The sequence below is a fragment of the Brevundimonas sp. UBA5936 genome (genome assembly GCA_002430835.1).
In the GTDB taxonomy this organism is placed as follows: Bacteria; Pseudomonadota; Alphaproteobacteria; order Caulobacterales; family Caulobacteraceae; genus Brevundimonas.
The window spans coordinates 40857-59179 of the sequence record DJDA01000036.1; the positions used below are offsets into that span (position 1 = coordinate 40857).

Annotated in this window: 21 protein-coding genes; 15 read left to right on the forward strand and 6 right to left on the reverse strand. The window is 66.4% G+C overall.

All coding sequences use genetic code 11. The features are described from left to right. Positions 1-6: 6 nt before the first annotated feature. Complete coding sequence (locus tag B2Y21_RS03660; RefSeq protein ID WP_292057062.1) at positions 7-657, reverse strand: alpha/beta hydrolase; 651 nt, start codon at positions 655-657, stop codon at positions 7-9. Positions 658-818: 161 nt separating this feature from the next. Here B2Y21_RS03660 and B2Y21_RS03665 point away from each other — a divergent pair, with 161 nt between their 5' ends. The 12 genes from B2Y21_RS03665 to B2Y21_RS03720 all read left to right on the forward strand — a co-directional run bounded on the left by B2Y21_RS03665 (position 819) and on the right by B2Y21_RS03720 (position 10494). Next, complete coding sequence (locus tag B2Y21_RS03665) at positions 819-1289, forward strand: Rrf2 family transcriptional regulator (protein ID WP_292057067.1); 471 nt, start codon at positions 819-821, stop codon at positions 1287-1289. Then, entirely contained in the window at positions 1286-2422 is a 1137-nt protein-coding gene (locus B2Y21_RS03670; protein WP_292057071.1) for a cysteine desulfurase family protein, read from the forward strand. Before B2Y21_RS03665 ends, B2Y21_RS03670 begins: the two co-directional genes overlap by 4 nt. A 3-nt stretch (positions 2423-2425) precedes the next feature. Beyond that, complete coding sequence (sufB, locus tag B2Y21_RS03675; protein ID WP_128115869.1) at positions 2426-3892, forward strand: Fe-S cluster assembly protein SufB; 1467 nt, start codon at positions 2426-2428, stop codon at positions 3890-3892. Between the two features lie 21 nt (positions 3893-3913). Next, a complete protein-coding gene (gene sufC / locus B2Y21_RS03680) occupies positions 3914-4663 on the forward strand; it encodes a Fe-S cluster assembly ATPase SufC (protein ID WP_292057074.1) in 750 nt (249 codons plus the stop codon). Beyond that, on the forward strand, positions 4660-5682 hold the full coding sequence (sufD, locus tag B2Y21_RS03685; protein ID WP_292057077.1) for a Fe-S cluster assembly protein SufD: 1023 nt from the start codon (positions 4660-4662) through the stop codon (positions 5680-5682). Before sufC ends, sufD begins: the two co-directional genes overlap by 4 nt. Further along, positions 5661-6914, forward strand: a complete 1254-nt coding sequence (locus B2Y21_RS03690; RefSeq protein ID WP_292057079.1) for an aminotransferase class V-fold PLP-dependent enzyme — start codon at positions 5661-5663, stop codon at positions 6912-6914. The genes sufD and B2Y21_RS03690 overlap by 22 nt, the downstream gene beginning before the upstream one ends. 5 nt (positions 6915-6919) lie before the next feature. Next, the gene (locus tag B2Y21_RS03695; protein ID WP_088411695.1) at positions 6920-7318 is read left to right on the forward strand and encodes an SUF system Fe-S cluster assembly protein; all 399 of its coding nucleotides are present in this window, start codon (positions 6920-6922) and stop codon (positions 7316-7318) included. A 10-nt stretch (positions 7319-7328) separates the two neighbouring features. Beyond that, positions 7329-7730: a HesB/IscA family protein gene (locus tag B2Y21_RS03700; RefSeq protein ID WP_040345340.1), complete on the forward strand. Its 402-nt coding sequence runs from the start codon at positions 7329-7331 to the stop codon at positions 7728-7730. A 1-nt stretch (position 7731) separates the two neighbouring features. Further along, positions 7732-8721, forward strand: coding sequence for a methionine ABC transporter ATP-binding protein (locus B2Y21_RS03705; RefSeq protein ID WP_292057085.1), 990 nt, complete (start codon positions 7732-7734; stop codon positions 8719-8721). Continuing rightward, entirely contained in the window at positions 8721-9377 is a 657-nt protein-coding gene (locus B2Y21_RS03710; protein ID WP_292057087.1) for a methionine ABC transporter permease, read from the forward strand. The genes B2Y21_RS03705 and B2Y21_RS03710 overlap by 1 nt, the downstream gene beginning before the upstream one ends. A 21-nt stretch (positions 9378-9398) precedes the next feature. Next, entirely contained in the window at positions 9399-10208 is an 810-nt protein-coding gene (locus B2Y21_RS03715) for a MetQ/NlpA family ABC transporter substrate-binding protein (RefSeq protein WP_292057089.1), read from the forward strand. Positions 10209-10281: 73 nt separating this feature from the next. Then, positions 10282-10494, forward strand: coding sequence for a hypothetical protein (locus B2Y21_RS03720; protein ID WP_134580926.1), 213 nt, complete (start codon positions 10282-10284; stop codon positions 10492-10494). 5 nt (positions 10495-10499) lie between these two features. Here the strand turns inward: B2Y21_RS03720 and B2Y21_RS03725 are convergent, their stop codons facing one another. The 4 genes from B2Y21_RS03725 to dsbD form a co-directional block, all read right to left on the reverse strand. Beyond that, on the reverse strand, positions 10500-11291 hold the full coding sequence (locus tag B2Y21_RS03725) for a lysophospholipid acyltransferase family protein (protein ID WP_292057092.1): 792 nt from the start codon (positions 11289-11291) through the stop codon (positions 10500-10502). A gap of 56 nt (positions 11292-11347) precedes the next feature. Beyond that, positions 11348-12028 carry a DsbA family protein gene (locus tag B2Y21_RS03730; RefSeq protein WP_292057094.1) on the reverse strand — a complete coding sequence of 227 codons (681 nt, stop codon included), beginning with the start codon at positions 12026-12028 and terminating at the stop codon, positions 11348-11350. A 100-nt stretch (positions 12029-12128) separates the two neighbouring features. Further along, the gene (locus B2Y21_RS03735; protein ID WP_292057096.1) at positions 12129-12953 is read right to left on the reverse strand and encodes a TlpA disulfide reductase family protein; all 825 of its coding nucleotides are present in this window, start codon (positions 12951-12953) and stop codon (positions 12129-12131) included. Then, positions 12950-14902 (reverse strand): protein-disulfide reductase DsbD, encoded by a 1953-nt coding sequence (gene dsbD, locus B2Y21_RS03740; RefSeq protein ID WP_292057098.1) that lies wholly within the window; start codon positions 14900-14902, stop codon positions 12950-12952. Before dsbD ends, B2Y21_RS03735 begins: the two co-directional genes overlap by 4 nt. A gap of 61 nt (positions 14903-14963) precedes the next feature. On the opposite strand from dsbD, the gene B2Y21_RS03745 reads away from it, so the two are divergent. Next, on the forward strand, positions 14964-15617 hold the full coding sequence (locus B2Y21_RS03745; RefSeq protein ID WP_292057100.1) for a response regulator: 654 nt from the start codon (positions 14964-14966) through the stop codon (positions 15615-15617). An 11-nt stretch (positions 15618-15628) separates the two neighbouring features. Then, a complete protein-coding gene (locus B2Y21_RS03750; RefSeq protein ID WP_292057102.1) occupies positions 15629-16918 on the forward strand; it encodes an ATP-binding protein in 1290 nt (429 codons plus the stop codon). Positions 16919-16926: 8 nt separating this feature from the next. Here the strand turns inward: B2Y21_RS03750 and B2Y21_RS03755 are convergent, their stop codons facing one another. After that, positions 16927-18069: a bifunctional 2-C-methyl-D-erythritol 4-phosphate cytidylyltransferase/2-C-methyl-D-erythritol 2,4-cyclodiphosphate synthase gene (locus B2Y21_RS03755; protein ID WP_292057103.1), complete on the reverse strand. Its 1143-nt coding sequence runs from the start codon at positions 18067-18069 to the stop codon at positions 16927-16929. A gap of 65 nt (positions 18070-18134) precedes the next feature. Between B2Y21_RS03755 and B2Y21_RS03760 the strand changes: the two genes are divergently transcribed. Next, positions 18135-18323 (forward strand): tRNA-dihydrouridine synthase (locus B2Y21_RS03760; RefSeq protein WP_292057105.1); only part of this gene is annotated, 189 nt, incomplete at its 3' end.

Below are 18323 nucleotides of genomic sequence, written 5' to 3' on the forward strand. Positions count from 1 at the left end.
AGGACGTCAGGCCGGATTTTCAGCCAGGCGCTTGTCCAGATAGGCGCCGACGCGGCGTTCGACAGCGCCGATGTGGTCTTGCCAGAAGTGGGTCGCGCCTTCTTCCAGCTCATAGTCGATGACGATGCCCTTCTGGGTGCGCAGCTTGTTGACCACGCGCTCGACCTCGGCGGGCGGCACCACGGTGTCGGCGGTGCCGTGCAGGAACAGGCCCGAGGCCGGGCAGGGGGCCAGGAAGCTGAAGTCATAGATGTTCGAAGGGGGCGAGACCGAGATGAAGCCATCCGTCTCGGGCCGGCGCATCAGCAACTGCATGCCGATGTAGGCGCCGAACTGATAGCCGGCGACCCAGGTCTGGGTGGCGGCGGGGTTGTTGGCCTGCAGCCAGTCCAGCGCCGTGGCCGCATCGGCCAGTTCGCCGATGCCGCTGTCAAACTCGCCCTGGGACTTGCCCACGCCGCGCGAGTTGTAGCGCAAGGTGGCGAACCCGCGCTGGACGAACAGCTGGTGCATCGTCAGGGCGACCGGGTTGTTCATATGCCCGCCCGCCTTGGGGTGCGGATGCAGGATCAGGGCGATCGGCGCGTCGGGACGCTTGCCGGGCGAATAGCGGCCTTCGATGCGGCCAGAGGCGCCGGGCAGGATGACTTCAGGCATGGATCGCGGTCCCTACAATCAATAGAGGTTTCGCCGGACGGATAATACTTGACCGAGGAGGTAGGACTTTCTAAGTCCCCGGTGCATGACGCACTCGCCAGCGAGGCCGGGGGTCTTAGCATGGCCGCCCCGAAAAGCGTTAGAATTTTGAGGTTATTGGGATGCGCCTGTCGACAAAGGGACGTTACGCCGTGATGGCGATGGCCGATCTGGCGAAAAACGGCTCGGGCCGCGCCGTGTCCCTGGCTGAAATCGCCACCCGTCAGGAAATCTCGCTCAGCTATCTGGAACAGCTCTTCGCGCGGCTGCGCAAGGGCGGTTTGGTGAAGAGCGTTCGCGGACCTGGCGGCGGATATCGTCTGGCTAAGGAGCCGGGAGAAACGGTTGTGGCCGATATTGTCCTGGCCGTAGATGAGCCGATCCGCGCCACCCGTTGCGCCGCTCACGGTACGCCGCGCGGCTGTATGACGGGCGGCGCGCGCTGCATCACCCATGATCTGTGGGAAGACCTGGGCGCCGAGATCCATCGTTATCTCGCCGGGGTCAGCCTGGCCGATGTGATCGAAAAGCGCACCAGCCGCGCGCGCATGGGTCAGAAGGATGCGACGTCGTCCATGGAGGCCGCCGCGTGAGCGTCTATCTGGATTACAACGCCTCGGGTCTGGTGCGCCCTGAAGTTCAGGTGCTCATGGCCAAGGCCTTGGCCGACAACGGCAACCCTTCAGCCGTGCACGCGGCCGGTCGCCGCGCCCGTGCGCGTATCGAGACGGCGCGCGCCCAGGTGGCCGATCTGGTCGGCGCCGATCCGACGGCGATCATCTTCTCTTCTGGCGGGACCGAGTCCAACGCCCAGGCGATCCACAGCGCCCTGGCCGCCGGTTGCGAACGGCTGATCGTCGGCGCGACCGAGCACCCTTGCGTGGCTGAGGCCGCCGCCGTCAGCGGTGTTCCGGTCGAGGTTCTGCCGGTCGATGCGGACGGCGTGGTCGATCTGGCCTGGCTGGCTGAGGCGCTGGGGCGCCCAGGCCGCGCGGTCGTCGCCATTCATCACGCCAACAACGAAAGCGGTGTGATCCAGCCGATCGCCGAGGCGGCGGCTCTGGTTCGCGCGGCGGGCGGTTGGCTGCACGTCGACGCCATTCAGTCGGCGGGCAAGATCCCGGTGACGATGCGCGCGCTTGGGGCCGACAGTCTGACCCTGTCGGCGCATAAACTGGGCGGACCGCAAGGCGTGGGCGCGCTGGTATTGAAGGACGGCGTATCCGCCATCCGCATCCTGCACGGCGCCGGTCAGGAGCGCGGCCTGCGCGCGGGAACCGAGAACGTGCCGGGCATCGCCGGCTTCGGCGTCGCCGCCGACTGCGCCGCGCGCGATCTGGGCGCCGCCATGGCTCATGTCGCTTGGCGCGACGCGGCCGAGGCCAGAGTCAAGGCGGCGGGCGCGACCGTCATCGGCGGGGCGGTTGAGCGCCTGCCGAACACCCTGTTCATGGCGGTGGAGGGCTGGGACAGCCCGCAGCAACTGATCACTCTTGATCTGGTCGGGGTCATGGTCTCGGCCGGTTCGGCCTGCTCGTCCGGCAAGGTCAAGCCGTCCAAGGCGATCAGCGCCATGGGCCTGCATCACCTGGCGACCGGGGGCGTGCGCGTCTCCGGCGGTTGGGGCACGACCGAGGCGGACTGGGCCCGGTTCGCCGACGCCTGGGTCGCGGCCTGGGACAAGCACAGGGCGCGCCTGCAAGAGCGCGCAAAGGAAGTCGCGTAACTTATGGCTATCGTTCAAGAAACAATCGACACGGTCGCGGAGCTGGAGCGGTACAAGTACGGCTTCACCACTGACGTCGAGCAGGAGTTCGCCCCCAAAGGCCTGAACCCGGACATCATCCGCTTCATCTCCGAGAAGAAGGGCGAGCCGGAGTGGATGCTGGAATGGCGTCTGGCCGCCTATGAGCGCTGGCTGGCGATGGAAGAGCCGACCTGGGCTGCGGTGAAGTACGAGCCTGTCGACTATCAGGATCTCTACTACTACGCCGCGCCGGTGAAGAAGGAGGGACCGAAGTCGCTGGACGAGGTCGATCCCGAACTGCTGGAGGTCTATGCCAAGCTGGGCATCCCGCTGAAGGAGCAGGAAGTCCTGGCCGGCGTCCAGGGTGCGCCCAAGGTCGCGGTCGACGCCGTGTTCGACAGCGTCTCGGTCGTCACCACCTTCAAGGAGGAACTGGCCAAGGCGGGCGTGATTTTCATGCCGATTTCCGAGGCCTTGCGTGAATATCCTGATCTGGTGCGCCAGTACCTTGGCACCGTCGTGCCGGTCAGCGACAACTATTTCGCGGCCCTGAACAGCGCGGTCTTTTCCGACGGCAGCTTCGTCTACATTCCGCCGGGCGTGCGCTGCCCGATGGAACTGTCGACCTATTTCCGCATCAACGCCAGCCAGACCGGCCAGTTCGAGCGCACCCTGATCATCGCCGACAAGGGCTCCTACGTCTCCTATCTGGAAGGCTGCACCGCGCCGATGCGCGATGAAAACCAGCTCCACGCAGCGGTCGTGGAGATCATCGCTCTGGACGACGCTGAGGTGAAATACTCGACCGTCCAGAACTGGTACCCCGGCGACGCCGAGGGCAAGGGCGGCATCTATAACTTCGTCACCAAGCGCGCTGACTGCCGTGGCGATCGCTCGAAGGTCAGCTGGACGCAGGTTGAAACGGGCTCGGCCGTCACCTGGAAATACCCGTCCTGCATCCTGAAGGGCGAGGAAAGCTCGGGTGAATTCTATTCCATCGCCATCACCAACGGCCATCAGCAGGCCGACACCGGCACCAAGATGCTGCATCTGGGCAAGAACAGCCGCAGCCGCATCATCGCCAAGACGGTCTCGGCGGGTAAGTCGGACTCGACCTATCGCGGCCTGGTGTCGATCCATCCCAAGGCGACCGGCGTGCGCAACTTCACCCAGTGCGACAGCCTGCTGATCGGCAAGGAGTGCGGCGCTCACACCATCCCCTATATCGAGGTCCGCAACGGCTCGGCTCAGCTGGAGCACGAAGCGACCACGACCCGCCTGTCCGAGGACCAGCTCTTCTACGCCCAGCAGCGCGGCCTGTCGGAAGAGGAGGCTGTGGCCCTGCTGGTCAACGGCTTCGTCCGCGACGTCCTGCAGGAACTGCCGATGGAGTTCGCCGTCGAGGCCCAGAAGCTGGTGGCGATCAGCCTCGAAGGCTCGGTCGGCTGAGTGAGTTGAAGAAGAAAAACAATGCTTAAGATCAATAATCTCCACGTCTCGGTCGCCGACAAGCCGATCCTCAAGGGTCTGACGCTCGACGTGCCTGCGGGCGAAGTCCATGCGGTCATGGGGCCGAACGGGGCGGGCAAGTCGACCTTGGGCTACAGCCTGTCGGGCCGTCCCGGCTATGAGGTGACGGACGGTTCCGCCTCGTGGAACGATGCCGACCTGCTGGACATCGACCCGGCCGAGCGGGCGGCGGCAGGCCTGTTCCTGTCGTTCCAGTATCCGATCGAAATCCCCGGCGTGCCGGCCATGACCTTCATCCGCACGGCGCTGAACGCCCAGAAGCGCGCGCGTGGCGAGGAAGAGGTCTCGGCCCCCGCATTCCTGAAGCTGGTCAAGGCGGCGTCGCAGTCGCTGAAGATGGACTTCGACATGCTGAAGCGGCCGCTGAACGTCGGCTTCTCCGGCGGTGAGAAGAAGCGGATGGAGATCCTGCAGATGGCCCTGCTGGAGCCGTCGCTGCTGATCCTCGACGAGACGGACTCCGGCCTCGACATTGACGCCCTGCGCATCGTCGCCGACGGCGTGAACGCCATGCGCAGCCCGGAACGGTCGATGCTGGTGATCACCCACTATCAGCGCCTGCTGGACTACATCAAACCGGACCGCGTGCACGTTCTGGCGGGCGGCCGCATCGTCGCCTCGGGCGGACCGGAACTGGCGCATGAGCTGGAGGCGGAGGGCTACGACAAGTTCCTGCCGGAGGCGGCATGAAGGCGCTGGCTAGGCTGGACCTCACCGACGCTGCGACCTTCCCGTCGCGGCGGGTCGAGGAATGGAAATACAGTGATCTGAAGCGCTTTCTTCGTGAAGCACCTAAACCTTCGGGCACAGCGGTCATCGGCGCGCCGGGGCCGTTCTATGATCTGGGCGGCGACGCCGTCGTCTTCGCCAACGGCCGCCCGGTCGGGGTGAAGGACTATATCGCCTCGGGCGAACAGACGCTGCGTCTGCGCTTTATTTCGGATGCGACCGGCACGGGCCATACGGCGGCAGCGCGCATCGTCGCCCGCCCCGGCGCGCGCCTGCTGCTGCTGGAGACGCATGAGGGCAAGGGCTCGGCCTATGTCGCCCACAACAAGGTGGAAATCGACGTCGCCGCCGACGCTGAGGTCATCCGCGTCGTCCTGACCGACGAGCCTGCCGACGCCATTTCGGTGGCCGAGGCCGAGGTTCGGCTGGAGGCGGGCGGCCGCTATCGTCAGACCGTCGTCACCACCGGCGCCAAACTGCAACGCCATGAGACCCGCCTGCGCCACGGCGCCGAGGGCGCCGATGCGCGTGTGGACGGCCTCTATCTACTGAACGGGACGCGTCATTCCGACCAGACTACGGTGATCGACCACGTCGCCCCCAACGGCACGACCAGCCAGTTGATCAAGGGCGTGGTCCGAGACGAGGCGCGCGGCGTCTTCCAGGGCAAGATCCTGGTCCAGAAGGGCGCGGACGACACCGACGCCCGCATGGGCCACCACGGCTTGATCGCTTCGGATCGCGGCGAGATCGACGTGAAGCCTGAACTGATCATCTACGCCGATGAGGTGCAGTGCGCCCACGGCGCGACCGTCGGGACGCTGGATGAAAGCGCCCTGTTCTACATGCAGCAGCGCGGCATTTCGGCCGATGAGGCCCGCGCCCTGTTGACCCACGCCTTCCTGATCGAGGTCGTCGACCGCATCGAGGATGAAGGCGCCAGAGAGGTGGTGCGGGAATGGCTGACGGCTCGCCTGTGACCCATGCTTCCGTGACGGGGTTCGACCCCTATGCCGCCCGCGCGCAGTTCCCGATCCTGTCGCGTCAGGTGAATGGCAAACCGCTGATCTATCTGGACACTGCCGCCTCGGCGCAGAAGCCGCGCGCCGTCATCGACGCCCTGGTCGCGTCGATGGAGGGCAGCTACGCCAACGTCCACCGGGGTCTGCACACCCTGTCGAACGAGGCGACCGAGGCCTATGAGCGCGCGCGCGAGATCGTCGCTCGCTTTCTGAACGCGCCCTCGGCCGACAACATCATCTGGACCAAGGGCGGGACCGAGGCGATCAATCTGGTCGCCAACGGCGTCGGCCTGTCGATCCAGCCGGGCGACGAGATCATCGTCACCGAGATGGAGCACCACTCCAACATCGTGCCCTGGCACTTCTTGCGCGAACGGCGCGGGGCGGTGCTGAAATGGGCGCCGATCAAGGACGACGGCTCGCTGGACATGGAGGCCTTCGCCGCCCTGCTGGGGCCGAAGACCAAGCTGGTCGCCGTCACCCACATGTCGAACGTGCTGGGGACCATCAATCCGGTCGCCGAGATCACCCACCTGGCCCATGCGGCCGGGGCGCGGGTACTGGTCGACGGCTGCCAGGGCGCAGTCCACGCGGCGCCGGACGTTCAGGCCATCGGCTGCGACTACTATGTCCTGACCGGGCACAAGCTGTTCGCGCCCACGGGCATCGGCGTCCTGTACGGCACGGCCGAGGCGCTGGAGGCCCTGCCGCCCTATCAGGGCGGCGGCGAGATGATCGTCACGGTCGAGAAGGAAGGCGTGACCTACGCCAAGCCGCCGCACCGTTTTGAGGCCGGCACGCCGCCGATCCTTGAGGCCATTGGCATGGGCGCAGCGGTCGAATGGCTGTCGCAATATGATCCGGCGGCGATTCAGGCGCATGAGATGGCTCTGTATCACCATGCCGTCGAGCGCCTGCGGGGCCACAACTGGCTGCAGATACTGGGCGAGGCGGAAGGGAAGGGCGCCATCCTGACCTTCACGGTCGAAGGCGCGCACGCCCATGACGTGGCCCAGATCATGGACCGTTACGGCGTCGCCGTCCGCGCCGGACTGCACTGCGCCGAGCCTCTGGCGAAAAGACTGGGCGTCAGTGCAAGCGCGCGCGCCTCCTTCGCCCTATATAACACCATGGAGGATACAGACGCCTTCGTGGACGCGCTGATCAAGGCGCGGAACTTCTTCGTGTGACGAGTATGGACGCCAAGACCGACAACGCGATCAGCGACAGCGACGCCTTCGCCGCCAGCTGGGACGAGCCGCAGAAAAGCGCCCTGTCTCAGGCTGAGCTGGACAAGCTGACGGACGACCTGATCGAGGCGCTGAAGACGGTGTACGACCCGGAAATCCCGGTCGACATCTATGAGCTGGGCCTGATCTACAAGGTCGACGTGTCCGACGACCGCGACGTGCTGGTCGAGATGACGCTGACGGCGCCGGGTTGTCCGGTGGCGGGCGAGATGCCCGGCTGGGTCGAGACGGCGGTGGCCAAGGTCGAGGGCGTGCGCAGCGCCAAAGCCAATCTAGTGTTCGATCCGCCGTGGGATTCTTCCAAGATGAGCGACGAGGCCAAGCTGGCCCTGAACATGTTCTGAGGATGCAGCCATGACCGAGCTTCAGACTGCAACGACCCGGCCTCGGCGACCCCGGCCCAAGGCGGTGACCCTGACGGACGCCGCCGCCGCGCGCGTGCGCGAAATCATGGACAACGCTGAAAAGGACTACGTCGGGCTGCGCGTCGGCGTGAAGAACAGCGGCTGCGCCGGGCAGGAATACACCTTCGCCTATGCCGAAGAAGCCTTGCCCCTGGACGAGGTGGTCGAGGACAAGGGCGTCACCATCCTGATCGAGCCCAAGGCGGTCCTGTTCCTGATCGGCACCGAAATCGACTATGAGGTGACGAAGCTGGCCTCGAAGTTCGTCTTCCGCAATCCGAACGAGACGGACGCCTGCGGTTGCGGCGAGAGCGTCACCATCATTCCCGCCGCTGCTCTGGACGCCGACTGACATGATCCGACTGGAGGGGGTGACCCGGCGCTATCGCAGCGCGGCGGGCGACCGCACGGCGCTGGACGCCGTCGATCTGCATGTCGCGCGCGGCGAGGTGTTCGGCGTGGTGGGCCGTTCGGGAGCGGGCAAGTCCACCCTGATCCGCGCCATCAACCGACTGGAGACGCCCGACGCGGGCAAGGTCTTCGTCGACGGGCAGGAAATCACCGCCCTGAACGCCGCCGAACTGCGTACGGCGCGGCGCGGCATCGGCATGATCTTCCAGCACTTCAATCTGCTGAACGCCAAGACGATCGAGGACAACGTCGCCTTCCCCTTGCGGCTGGAAGGGCGGCCTGAGGCCGAGGTGAAGGCGCGCACGGCGGAACTGTTGGCCCAGTTGGGTCTGGCCGATCACGCCAAGAAGCATCCGTCCCAGTTGTCGGGCGGTCAGAAGCAGCGCGTCGGCATCGCCCGCGCCCTGGCCTGCGGTCCCGGCGTCCTGCTGTGCGACGAGGCGACCAGCGCCCTCGACCCCGAGACGACCGAGGATATCCTGACCTTGCTGGACGGGCTGAACCGCGATCTCGGCCTGACTATCGTCCTGATCACTCACCAGATGGAGGTGGTGCGCCGCGTCTGCGATCGCGTGGCGGTGCTGAAGGACGGCCGGATCGTGGAGCAGGGCGCGACGGCCGACGTCTTCCTGCATCCGCAACATGCCGTGACCCGCGCCATGCTGGCCGAGGGCGAGGAGGCGGTCGACGCCTCGGTCGCGCCCGCCGGGGCGCGCATGGCCCGCCTGACTTTCCGCGGACCCTCGACCTATGAGCCGGAACTGAGCCGCGTGGCGCGCACGGCGGGCGTGGATTACTCGATCCTGTCGGGCCGCATCAGCCGCATCCGGGGCGAGCCCTATGGCCAGATGACGGTGGCCTTCACCGGCGGGGACGCCGAGGCGGCTCTGGCGCAACTGGCCGCGCGCGGCGTCGTGGTGGAGGCGGTCTGATGTTCGCCAATGTGGACTGGGCCGATATCGGCAAGGCGACGATCGACACCCTGCTGATGCTGGGCGGATCGATGGTGCTGACCGTAATCCTGGGCGTGCCGCTGGGCGTGCTGCTGTATCTGTCGGGCAAGGGGCGGCTGGCGGCCAATCCGATGCTGAACGCCGTGCTGTCCTTCGTGGTCAATGTGCTGCGCTCGGTGCCCTTCATCATCCTGCTGATCGTCATGCTGCCGGTGACGGTGCTGCTGGTCGGCACCTCTCTCGGCGTGGCTGGGGCCATTCCGCCGCTGGTCGTCGGGGCCGCGCCCTTCTATGCGCGTCTGGTCGAGACGGCCCTGCGCGAGGTGGACAAGGGCGTGGTCGAGGCGACGCAGGCCATGGGCGGCTCGACTTTCCAGATCGTGACGCGCGCCCTGTTGCCCGAGGCCATGCCGGGCATCATCGCCGGCGCGACCGTCACCGCCATCGCCCTGGTCAGCTACACGGCCATGGCAGGCGTGGTAGGGGCGGGCGGTCTGGGCGACCTGGCCATCCGCTTCGGTTATCAGCGGTTCCAGACCGACGTCATGGCCGTGACCGTAGTTCTGCTGCTGATCCTCGTACAAATTCTGCAGATGATCGGCGACCGTCTGGTCGCTAAGGTCTCGCACCGCTGATTTTCTAAAAGAGCCTGCCCCATGATCCGCCGTTCGCTGCTGCTGTCCGTCGCCGCTGTCCTGACGCTCGCCGCCTGCGGTCAGGGCGCGGACAAGAAGGCGGGCGTCGAGGGCGCGCCCCTGCTGGTCGGCGCCACCGCCGTGCCGCACGCTGAAATCCTGGAGCAGGTGAAGCCGATCCTGGCCGCCGAAGGCGTTCCGATCGAGATCAAGGTCTTCAACGACTACGTTCAGCCGAACGTGCAACTGGCTGAAAAACGGCTGGATGTGAACTATTTCCAGACCAAGCCTTATCTTGACGAGTTCAACGCGGCGCGCGGCACGAACCTGATCACCGTGGCCGGAATTCACGTCGAGCCGCTGGGCCTGTATTCGCGCAAGCACAAGACGCTGGCCGATCTGCCGAACGGCGCCCAGGTGGTTCTGCCCAACGATGCGTCGAACACCGGCCGCGCCCTGCTGCTGCTGCAGGCGGCGGGCCTGATCACCCTGACGGATCCGCAGAACCCGCTGCAGACCGTGCGCGACATCGCGACCAATCCCAAGGGACTGAAGTTCCAGGAGGTCGAGGCCGCCACCATCCCGCGCATCTTGCCGCAGGTGGACGGCGCGGTGATCAACACCAACTACGCCCTCGACGCCGGGCTGAAGCCCAAGACCGACGCGCTTCAGTTGGAAGGCGCCGACAGTCCCTATGTGAACTATCTGGTCGCCCGCCCGGACAATCAGAACGACCCGCGCATCCAGGCCCTGGCCAAGGCCCTGCGCGGTCAGGCGATCAAGGACTTCATCGCCTCGAAGTATGAAGGCGCTGTGATCCCGGCGGCTTGACAGGCTGTATTGTCGTAACGTTGTTTTGTAAATAAGCCTCACTCTTTATCCGGGAGGCCGCATTGTGACGTCTATGAAGCGCAGCGTTGTTCTTGTTTTTGCAGCCATTGGGGCCGCCATTGGTCCGCTTGTCGTTCTGAGGGACGCGCTATTCAGCTCTGAGACCGACTGGAGCGGGCACTGGTGGATCGTCGCTGCGCTGACCGCAGCGGCGGTGTGCTCAGTGATTGGCGGGCTGGTTGGCTTGGCCGTGAAGATGATCCTGGCTCGCATTCAGCCTCAATAGACGCCTCACGCCGCAGTGGATTGCTGCGGTTCAAGCGTTTTGCTCATTTCGTTCGGGTGCAGCACCAGGATAGCCGGCGTGACCGGCTGTCCTGTCGCTTCGGCGATCAGTTCGGCTGTCCGACCTTCCACAGCGGCTTCCAGTCGCGCCAGGAACTCGGCTTTGGGCAGCCCGGTCGGGATGGGCTCGAGGAATTCCAGCGTCGCCGTGCCGGGGTTCTTGCGGAACTCTTCGAGCGGCCAGAACAGGCCCAGGTTGGTCGCCAGCGGCACGACCGGCATGTCGAAATCGCGATACATGTGCCAGACGCCCGAGCGGTAACGGTACTTCTCGCCAACCTTGGCCAGATGCCCTTCCGGATAGATCAGGATCTTGCGGCCCTCGCGATTGGCGTCGGCGGCGCGTTCCTTCAGGGCGGCGCGGGCGGCGTGACCGCCGCAGTTGTTGACGACGATGGCGCCCAGCTTCTTCAGCACCGTTCCCAAGAGGGGGAACTTCTCCAGATGGTCGCCGGTGACGAAGGCCACGTCGTCGAACTGGTCATAGGTGGCGAAGCCGTCGCCCCAGCTCTGGTGTTTGGAGGCGATGATGAAGGCGCCCTGCGGCAGGCGTTCCTTGCCGCGCGTCTCGATGCGGATGCCCGCGAACAGGCTCATCGCCTGCACCATGCGCCGGACGTAGCGGCGGATGATCCAGCTTGTGGCCTTGCGGCCGGGCGCCAGGGCCGCAAAGGCGGCGGCCAGGCCATAAGTGATGGAAAGCGCCCAATAGGCGATGTTGAACAGCAGGCTTCGCATCTGGCGACTATGCCAGCCTGCCGTTCAGAGGCGAGCGTAAAGTGAATCCTGTCAGATCAACGCAGTGGTTGACCCGCACGGATACGGGCGATGACGGCTTCCAGTTGCGCCTGAGGCATGCCGCCGGGGATCAGGTTGCCGTTGATGATGAAGGCGGGGGTTCCGCTCAGGGCCAGGGCGGAGGCTTCGCGAGTGTTGCGCAGAATCACCGCGTCGATCTCTTCGCGGTGCGTGGCCAGGTCGCGATCCAGCTGGTTCATGTCGACCCCGGCCGCGCGTGCGAGGCTGCGCGCCTGCTGGTCGGTCTCGATACGCCCCTTGGTTCCCATGAAGGCCTTGTGCACCTCATGGTACTTGCCCTGGTAGTTGGCGGCCATCGCCAGGCGAGCCACGTTGTCGGACACGGCGCCGAAGATGGGCCATTCCTTGTAGAGGATGCGCACCTTGGGATCGGCCTTCATCAGGCCTTCCAGCTCCGGGATCATCATTTTGCAGTAGGGACAGTTGTAGTCCATGAAGCCGATGATGATGATGTCGGCGTTCTCGGCGCCGATGAACGGCGTCGCCGGATCGCGCAGCAGGTCGCTGAAGCCGACCTCCGCCACCATGGGCAGATCCTGAGCGCCTGACGCCCCAGCCGCCGCGACGGTCGCCGGAGCATTGCCGGCGTCGGCCGGACCGCACGCGGCCAGGGTCAGGGCGACGGCGAGCTTCATTGCGAGGGCGGGGTTCTTCATCGGGTCAGGCTTTCCTGCTTCGTTCGGCGCGCGGATGCACGTCCAGGCGGGGAGAGGCCGCGCCAAGGCGACGGTGATGCTTCTTGGTCGAGGCGCCCGCTTAAGTCACGCTTAAGGCGCCGGGCGAGGCCTTATTCAGGCGGGCGATCTCGGCGGCGATCTGTTCAGGCGCGATCTCGCCCATGTGCGCCTTCGCCAGGCTGCCGTCCGCATGAAGGAAGAGCGTCACCGGAATGCCGACCGTGCGATAGTGGCGCGGCAGGGTCATGCCGGTGTCGAGCAGGACGTGCCGTAGGGATAGGCCTTCGCGCGCCAGGTAATCGCCGACCGTCTCCCGGCTCTCGCCCTGATTGATGAACAGGAAACGGATGTCGGGGTGAGACTGCTCGGCCTGCGCCAGGGCCGGCATTTCTCTGCGGCACGGCGGGCACCAGGTCGCCCAGATGTTGATGACGGTGGGCTGATTGACGGACTGGGCCAGATCGATCGGCGAGCCTTCCAACTGGACCAGGGTCAGTTCGGCGGGAGGCAAGGGCTCGGTGGCCGAAGCCAGTTGATGCGTCGTGACCCAGACCAGCGCAGCCGCCGCCACGGGAGCGATGGCCCAGGCGCGTTCCTGCCGGGTCTTCAGAAGCAGGAAGGTGGCCAGCGCGACGAAGGGCAGAACCCACAGCCAGGCGAATCCGCCCTGCCACACGGCGAAGGCGCGCATGGGATCGCCGCTGAAATACGCCCAGTTGGCGACGACATGAGCCAGGCGGGCGACGGCGACGCCGCCTATGGCGACAACCGTGCTCCACAGGTTGAAGCGGCCGCTGATCCGGCTGACCAGGATGCTGGAGCCGATCATGAAGACGACGACGCCGGCGATGATGGCGAAACGCTCGCCGGACAGGACCAGGGGGCCGAGCGACAGGCTGTTCATTCGGCGGCTCCTGCACGTTCCAGCGAGGCCAGGACAGCGCGGGCCGAGACTTCGCCGACCAGGCGGCTGTCGGCGGCTTCCTTCGAGGTTCTGGACAGGAAGATCATGGTCGGCGGCCCGACGACGCCATAGCGGTCGAGCAGATCGCGCACCTCGGGCGTGCTTTGGGTCACGTCGACTTCGATCAGGTCGATGGCGCCGAGTTGGGCCAGGATTTCGCCATTCTGGAAAACCTCGCGCTCCATGACACGACAACTGACGCACCATTCCGCGGTGAAATAGACGAGGGAGGGCCGGGATTTGGCGGCGGCCTGGGCGACGGCGATCTCCAACGCAGCGTTATCGACGACCACCGCCGCCGGAACGGCTGCGAACGAGGAGGCGCCGTTGGCCGCGACCGATGGGCGAGCCAGCGGGGCCAGAGGACGCCAGGGACTGACAGCGTCGAGGCTCACGCCGATCAGCAGCAGTACGCCCCAGACGGCGGCGATCAGACCAGCCGCTCGCGCGACGCTGTTCAGGACGCCCGGCGCCGCCGGACGAAACAGGCCGAGAGCCGCTGCCGCCGCGAAACACAGGGCCGCGCCCAGCGCCAGGGTCGCGACAGGCGGCAGGATGCGGCTGGCCAGCCACCAGGCCATGCCCAGGAAGATGAAGCCGAAGACGATCTTCACGCGGTTCATCCACGCCCCGGCCCTGGGCAGGAAGCGCGCGCCTGCGGCCCCGAAGATGATCAGCGGCACGCCCTTGCCCAACCCGAGGAAGAACAGAGCGGCGGCGCCGAGAATCACATCTCCGGTCTGGGCGATATAGAGCAGGGCTCCGGCCAAGGGGGCGGTGACGCAAGGACCGGCGATGAGCGCCGAGAGAAAGCCCAGGCCAGACGCCGAGGCCACGGATCGGCGACCCGTTCCGGCGTCGCGCGACAGGCGGCTGGTCCAGGCTGAGGGCAGCTGAAGTTCGAATGCGCCGAACATCGAGACGGCCAGGATGACGAAGAGGACGGCGAGGCCGCCTACGGCCCACGGCGATTGCAACACCATCTGCAGGTTCTGACCCGACCAGGCGGCGGCGACGCCCAACAGGCCGAAGGCCATGGCCAGACCCAGGACGTAGGCGACCGACAGCAGCAGGCCGCGCCGGGTGCCTTGCCCGTCCACGCCCCGTCCGATGACGCCCGCCAGGATCGGATACATGGGGAAGACGCAGGGCGTGAACGCCAGCAGCACGCCGAAGCCGAAGAAGGCCAGTAGCACCCAGGCCGTTCCACCCTGACCCGCCAACCGATCGACGAAGCCCTGATCTTGCTGAAGTTGGATGGCGGGCGTGGACGCGACGGCGCCTGGTTCAGGCGCAGCGACAGGCGCAGGCTCCGCCTCAATCGTTTCGGCTGCCTCGGTCGCTGGAGCCGCAGGGGCCTTTTGCAGGGCGAGCACGGCGGCAGCCTGGGCTGTCGCGGCCTCGGCCTCGCGCGAAGCGATCCGAGCGCTCGGCAGGGCGGGGACGTCGATCGTGCGCGTGGTCGGCGGATAGCAGATCGAGTTTTCCAGACACCCCTGATAGGTGATGTTGATCGACGCGGGATCGTTCGCGCGCTTCAGTACGTCGGCCGACAGAACCGCGCGCCCGGCGTCACGCCAGATGTCGACGACGCCGAATCCGGGGTCGTCCTTCTTTTCTCCAGCCTGAAGGCGAAGGGGAAGCGCGGTCTTGCCGTCCGGCGCGGTGGCGGCGGTGTGGTCCTTGTAGAGATAGTGGCCAGGCGCGATCTTCCAGGCGAACACCATGTCGCCGTCAGCTTCACGCGAAATCTGAAGGGTGAACGCCTCTTCGGGGGAAAGCAGCGGCTGGCCGAAACCCTGCCCCAGCCCTTGGGCCAGGCTCGGCGCCGGAGCCGACAGCATGAGGACGGCCAGGGCCGCGAGGAGGCGTGCGAGAATGATCTTCATACCTGTCAGGTCGGAGAATGAGCTTAAGTCAGGCTTAAGCCGAGCTTCGCATCAATAGCCAATGAGATTGCTCGCTGTAGAAGACGATCCGGTGTTGGCGGATGGACTGCGCGTAGGCCTCGGGGCCTGCGGCTGGACCGTCGAGCCGGTCGCCAGGGTTGAAGAAGCCCTGGCCGCGCTGGAAAGCTCGACCTTTGACGCGGTCGTTCTGGACCTTGGCCTGCCGGATGGCGACGGTTTGGAAATCCTGCGCTTCGTGCGGCAGCGGGACATGGACGTGGGCGTAGTGATCCTGTCGGCGCGCGACGACAGCCGCGACCGCATCGCCGGTCTGGACACGGGGGCCGACGACTATGTCGGCAAGCCGTTTGATCTGGATGAACTGGCGGCGCGTCTGCGGGCGGTTCGTCGGCGCCTGCTGGGTCGTTCGCAACCGGCGCTGTCGCATGAAGGCGTGACGCTTGACCCCAAGTCGCGGCTGGCCTGGCGCGGGCAGGGCGACCTTCATCTGTCGCGACGCGAGTTCGCCATCCTTGAGGCCCTGATGGAGCGTCCGTCCCACGTCCTGTCCCGCAGTCAGCTGGAGGAGCGGCTCTACGGCTGGCAGGAGGACATCGGCTCGAACGCCGTCGAGGTTCACATTCATCACCTGCGCGCCAAGCTGGGCGCTGACTTCATCCGCACCGTGCGCGGCCTGGGATACACTCTCCAATGATGTCCATTCGGATGCGGCTGTTCGCGATCCTCGCCCTGGTCACGGCGTTGGTGTGGGGCGGCGCGGTTATCTGGGTTGAGATCCAGACGCGCCATGAGGTGCAAAGGGTTCTGGATCGCCGGCTGATGGAATCGGCCCGTCTGGTGTCGTCCATGATGCGGCCGGGCAGCCTGTCTCCCGTCGCCAATCAGGATGTGGGCCGCCCGCTTACCGCCTATGAGCGCCAACTGGCTTGTCAGATTTGGTCGATGCAAGGGGAGCTGATCGCGCGTTCGCGCAGCGCTCCGACAGAAATGCTGGCGGATGGCGAGGACGGCTTCTCAGAGCGCATGATCGATGGCGAGCGTTGGCGCGTCTATACCGTCCACATGCCTGAAAGCGGTTATCGCGTGATGGTCGGCGACAATCTGGCGATCCGCGAACACCTGGTAGGCAGCGTCGTCACCGGGCTGCTGGCGCCGGCGGTTCTGGGCTTGCTGGCGCTCGGCGTCCTGATCTGGTGGTCGGTGGGAGCGGGCCTGCGGCCGATCCAGCAGATGACCCGGACGCTCTCCAGTCGCCAGGCTGACGATCTGACGCCGATCGACGTGGCGCCGGGGGGCAAGGATCTGCAGCCCTTCGCTTCGGCGCTGAACGATCTGATCGCGCGTGTCAGCGAGGCGCGTCGTCGAGAGACCGAATTCACCGCCGCCGCCGCTCATGAACTGCGGACACCGTTGGCGGGCCTGCGGGTTCAAGCGCAGATCGCGGCCAATACGACGGATGAGGGCGTGCGCAAACACGCGTTGGAGCAGATACAGACCTCGGTCGACCGCGCTGCGCGCCTTGTGACAGGACTTCTGGCCTTGGCGCGTGAAGACGAGGCGGCCATCGAAGCCGACGATAGGCGCTGGATCGACCTGCGCGCCCTGTTCGCCAGTGATGCGGATGCGCGCTTGGAGGCCCCGGATCAGGCCTTCCGCATTCATGTCCAACCGGATCGTTTCGAGGCGGCGGCCGCCAATCTGCTGGCCAATGCCCGGACCATGGCGCGCAGCCGTATCCGCATCGCGGTCGAAGGCCAGGGAGACGACGCCGTTCTGGTGGTCGAGGACGACGGCCCAGGCGTTTCAGCGGCCGACCTGGAGCGTCTGGGCCGTCGCTTCTTCCGCACCGCCGACGCCCCTGTCGGCGGCAGCGGTCTGGGCCTGTCCATCGTCCTGTCAACGATGAAGGCGCATGGCGGGACCGTGCGCTTTACGCCTTCGGCGCTGGGCGGCTTGCGGGTCGAACTGCATGGGCTGCCGATCCGGGCGGCCTGACTGAAACTTCAGGCGGGCATTTCGATGGAGGCCACGGCTTGCGCCGCCAGACCTTCATTGCGGCCGACGAAGCCCATTTCCTCGCTGGTGGTCGCCTTCACGCTCACGGCGTCCAGCGGCAGTTTCAGCAGGTCCGCCAGCCGCTCGCGCATGGCCAGGCGATGCGGCTTCACCTTGGGCTGTTCGCAGATCAGGGTCACATCGACATTGATGATGCGCCCCCCGCGCAGGGCCACCCGTTCGGCGGCGTAGACCAGAAAGCGGTCGGACGAGGCGCCCTTCCACTTGGGATCGCTGGGCGGGAAGTGGTCGCCGATGTCGCCGTCGGCGATGGCGCCCAGGATGGCGTCGGTCAGGGCGTGCAGGCCCGCATCGGCGTCCGAATGGCCGATCAGGGTCTGGTTGTGCGGAATCTCGACCCCGCACAGCCAGACGGACGCGCCGGGCCCCCAGCGGTGGACGTCATAGCCCTGGCCGATGCGGGTGACGGTGCGGGCGGCGGACAGGGCCTCGGCCATGGCGAAATCCTCTGGATAGGTCAGTTTCATCAGGCGCGGATCGCCTGGTATCAGTCGGACGCGGCCGCCCGCGCGTTCGACCACGGCGGCCTCGTCGGTGGCGGCTTCATCGGCGGGCCATACGGCATAGGCGTCGCGGATGGTCTTGAGGCGGAAGGCCTGCGGGGTCTGGGCGCGCCACAGATTCTCGCGATCGACGGCGCCGACGACCATGCCCTGATCGCCCCGGCGCAGGCTGTCCGCAACGGGCAGGGCGGGCAGGGCGCCGTCGGCGCTTTCCAGACCGGCCAGCAGGCCCGCGATCACCTCAGGGCTCAAAAAGGGACGGGCGGCGTCGTGGATCAGCACAGGTTCGTCATCGGCGCCGGTCAGGGCCGACAGGCCCGCGCACACCGATGCGGCCCGCGTGTCGCCGCCGGTGACGGCCCGCCATCCGGTCAGGCCTGCAAGGGCGGATTGAGCCTCTGATACGGCGTCCGTGGCGACCATGACGACGACTTCGCGCGCGCCTGCGTCCAGCAAGGCCTCGACCGGCCAGCGCACGACCGGCTTGCCGGCGACGATGCGCCACTGTTTGCCGCCGCCTGCTCTGGAGCCTGAACCGGCGGCCACGACGATCGCTGAGAATCCCATGCCGGTCTTCTAGGCGTCCCGGTTCCGCTTGACGAGAGGGGCCTTCTTCGGCGCTAAGGAGCGTCATGACGACCGGGTTGCAGATTGGCGATGTGAAGATCGCAGGGCGGGTGCTGATGGCGCCCATGACCGGGATCACGGACCTGCCGTTCCGTGTGCTGGCGTCAAAGCTGGGCGCCGCCTATGTGGCGACGGAAATGGTGGCCGCGGCCGAGCTGGCGCGCGCCCGGCCCGACGTGGTGCGCCGCGCCGCT

Bases quoted from the DNA above. Each gene is read 5' to 3' on its own strand.
- B2Y21_RS03660 (WP_292057062.1), bottom strand. From the start codon at position 657: ATGCCTGAAGTCATCCTGCCCGGCGCCTCTGGCCGCATCGAAGGCCGC.
- B2Y21_RS03665 (WP_292057067.1), top strand. From the start codon at position 819: ATGCGCCTGTCGACAAAGGGACGTTACGCCGTGATGGCGATGGCCGAT.
- sufB (WP_128115869.1), top strand. From the start codon at position 2,426: ATGGCTATCGTTCAAGAAACAATCGACACGGTCGCGGAGCTGGAGCGG.
- sufC (WP_292057074.1), top strand. From the start codon at position 3,914: ATGCTTAAGATCAATAATCTCCACGTCTCGGTCGCCGACAAGCCGATC.
- sufD (WP_292057077.1), top strand. From the start codon at position 4,660: ATGAAGGCGCTGGCTAGGCTGGACCTCACCGACGCTGCGACCTTCCCG.
- B2Y21_RS03690 (WP_292057079.1), top strand. From the start codon at position 5,661: ATGGCTGACGGCTCGCCTGTGACCCATGCTTCCGTGACGGGGTTCGAC.
- B2Y21_RS03695 (WP_088411695.1), top strand. From the start codon at position 6,920: ATGGACGCCAAGACCGACAACGCGATCAGCGACAGCGACGCCTTCGCC.
- B2Y21_RS03700 (WP_040345340.1), top strand. From the start codon at position 7,329: ATGACCGAGCTTCAGACTGCAACGACCCGGCCTCGGCGACCCCGGCCC.
- B2Y21_RS03705 (WP_292057085.1), top strand. From the start codon at position 7,732: ATGATCCGACTGGAGGGGGTGACCCGGCGCTATCGCAGCGCGGCGGGC.
- B2Y21_RS03710 (WP_292057087.1), top strand. From the start codon at position 8,721: ATGTTCGCCAATGTGGACTGGGCCGATATCGGCAAGGCGACGATCGAC.
- B2Y21_RS03715 (WP_292057089.1), top strand. From the start codon at position 9,399: ATGATCCGCCGTTCGCTGCTGCTGTCCGTCGCCGCTGTCCTGACGCTC.
- B2Y21_RS03720 (WP_134580926.1), top strand. From the start codon at position 10,282: ATGAAGCGCAGCGTTGTTCTTGTTTTTGCAGCCATTGGGGCCGCCATT.
- B2Y21_RS03725 (WP_292057092.1), bottom strand. From the start codon at position 11,291: ATGCGAAGCCTGCTGTTCAACATCGCCTATTGGGCGCTTTCCATCACT.
- B2Y21_RS03730 (WP_292057094.1), bottom strand. From the start codon at position 12,028: ATGAAGAACCCCGCCCTCGCAATGAAGCTCGCCGTCGCCCTGACCCTG.
- B2Y21_RS03735 (WP_292057096.1), bottom strand. From the start codon at position 12,953: ATGAACAGCCTGTCGCTCGGCCCCCTGGTCCTGTCCGGCGAGCGTTTC.
- dsbD (WP_292057098.1), bottom strand. From the start codon at position 14,902: ATGAAGATCATTCTCGCACGCCTCCTCGCGGCCCTGGCCGTCCTCATG.
- B2Y21_RS03745 (WP_292057100.1), top strand. From the start codon at position 14,964: ATGAGATTGCTCGCTGTAGAAGACGATCCGGTGTTGGCGGATGGACTG.
- B2Y21_RS03750 (WP_292057102.1), top strand. From the start codon at position 15,629: ATGCGGCTGTTCGCGATCCTCGCCCTGGTCACGGCGTTGGTGTGGGGC.
- B2Y21_RS03755 (WP_292057103.1), bottom strand. From the start codon at position 18,069: ATGGGATTCTCAGCGATCGTCGTGGCCGCCGGTTCAGGCTCCAGAGCA.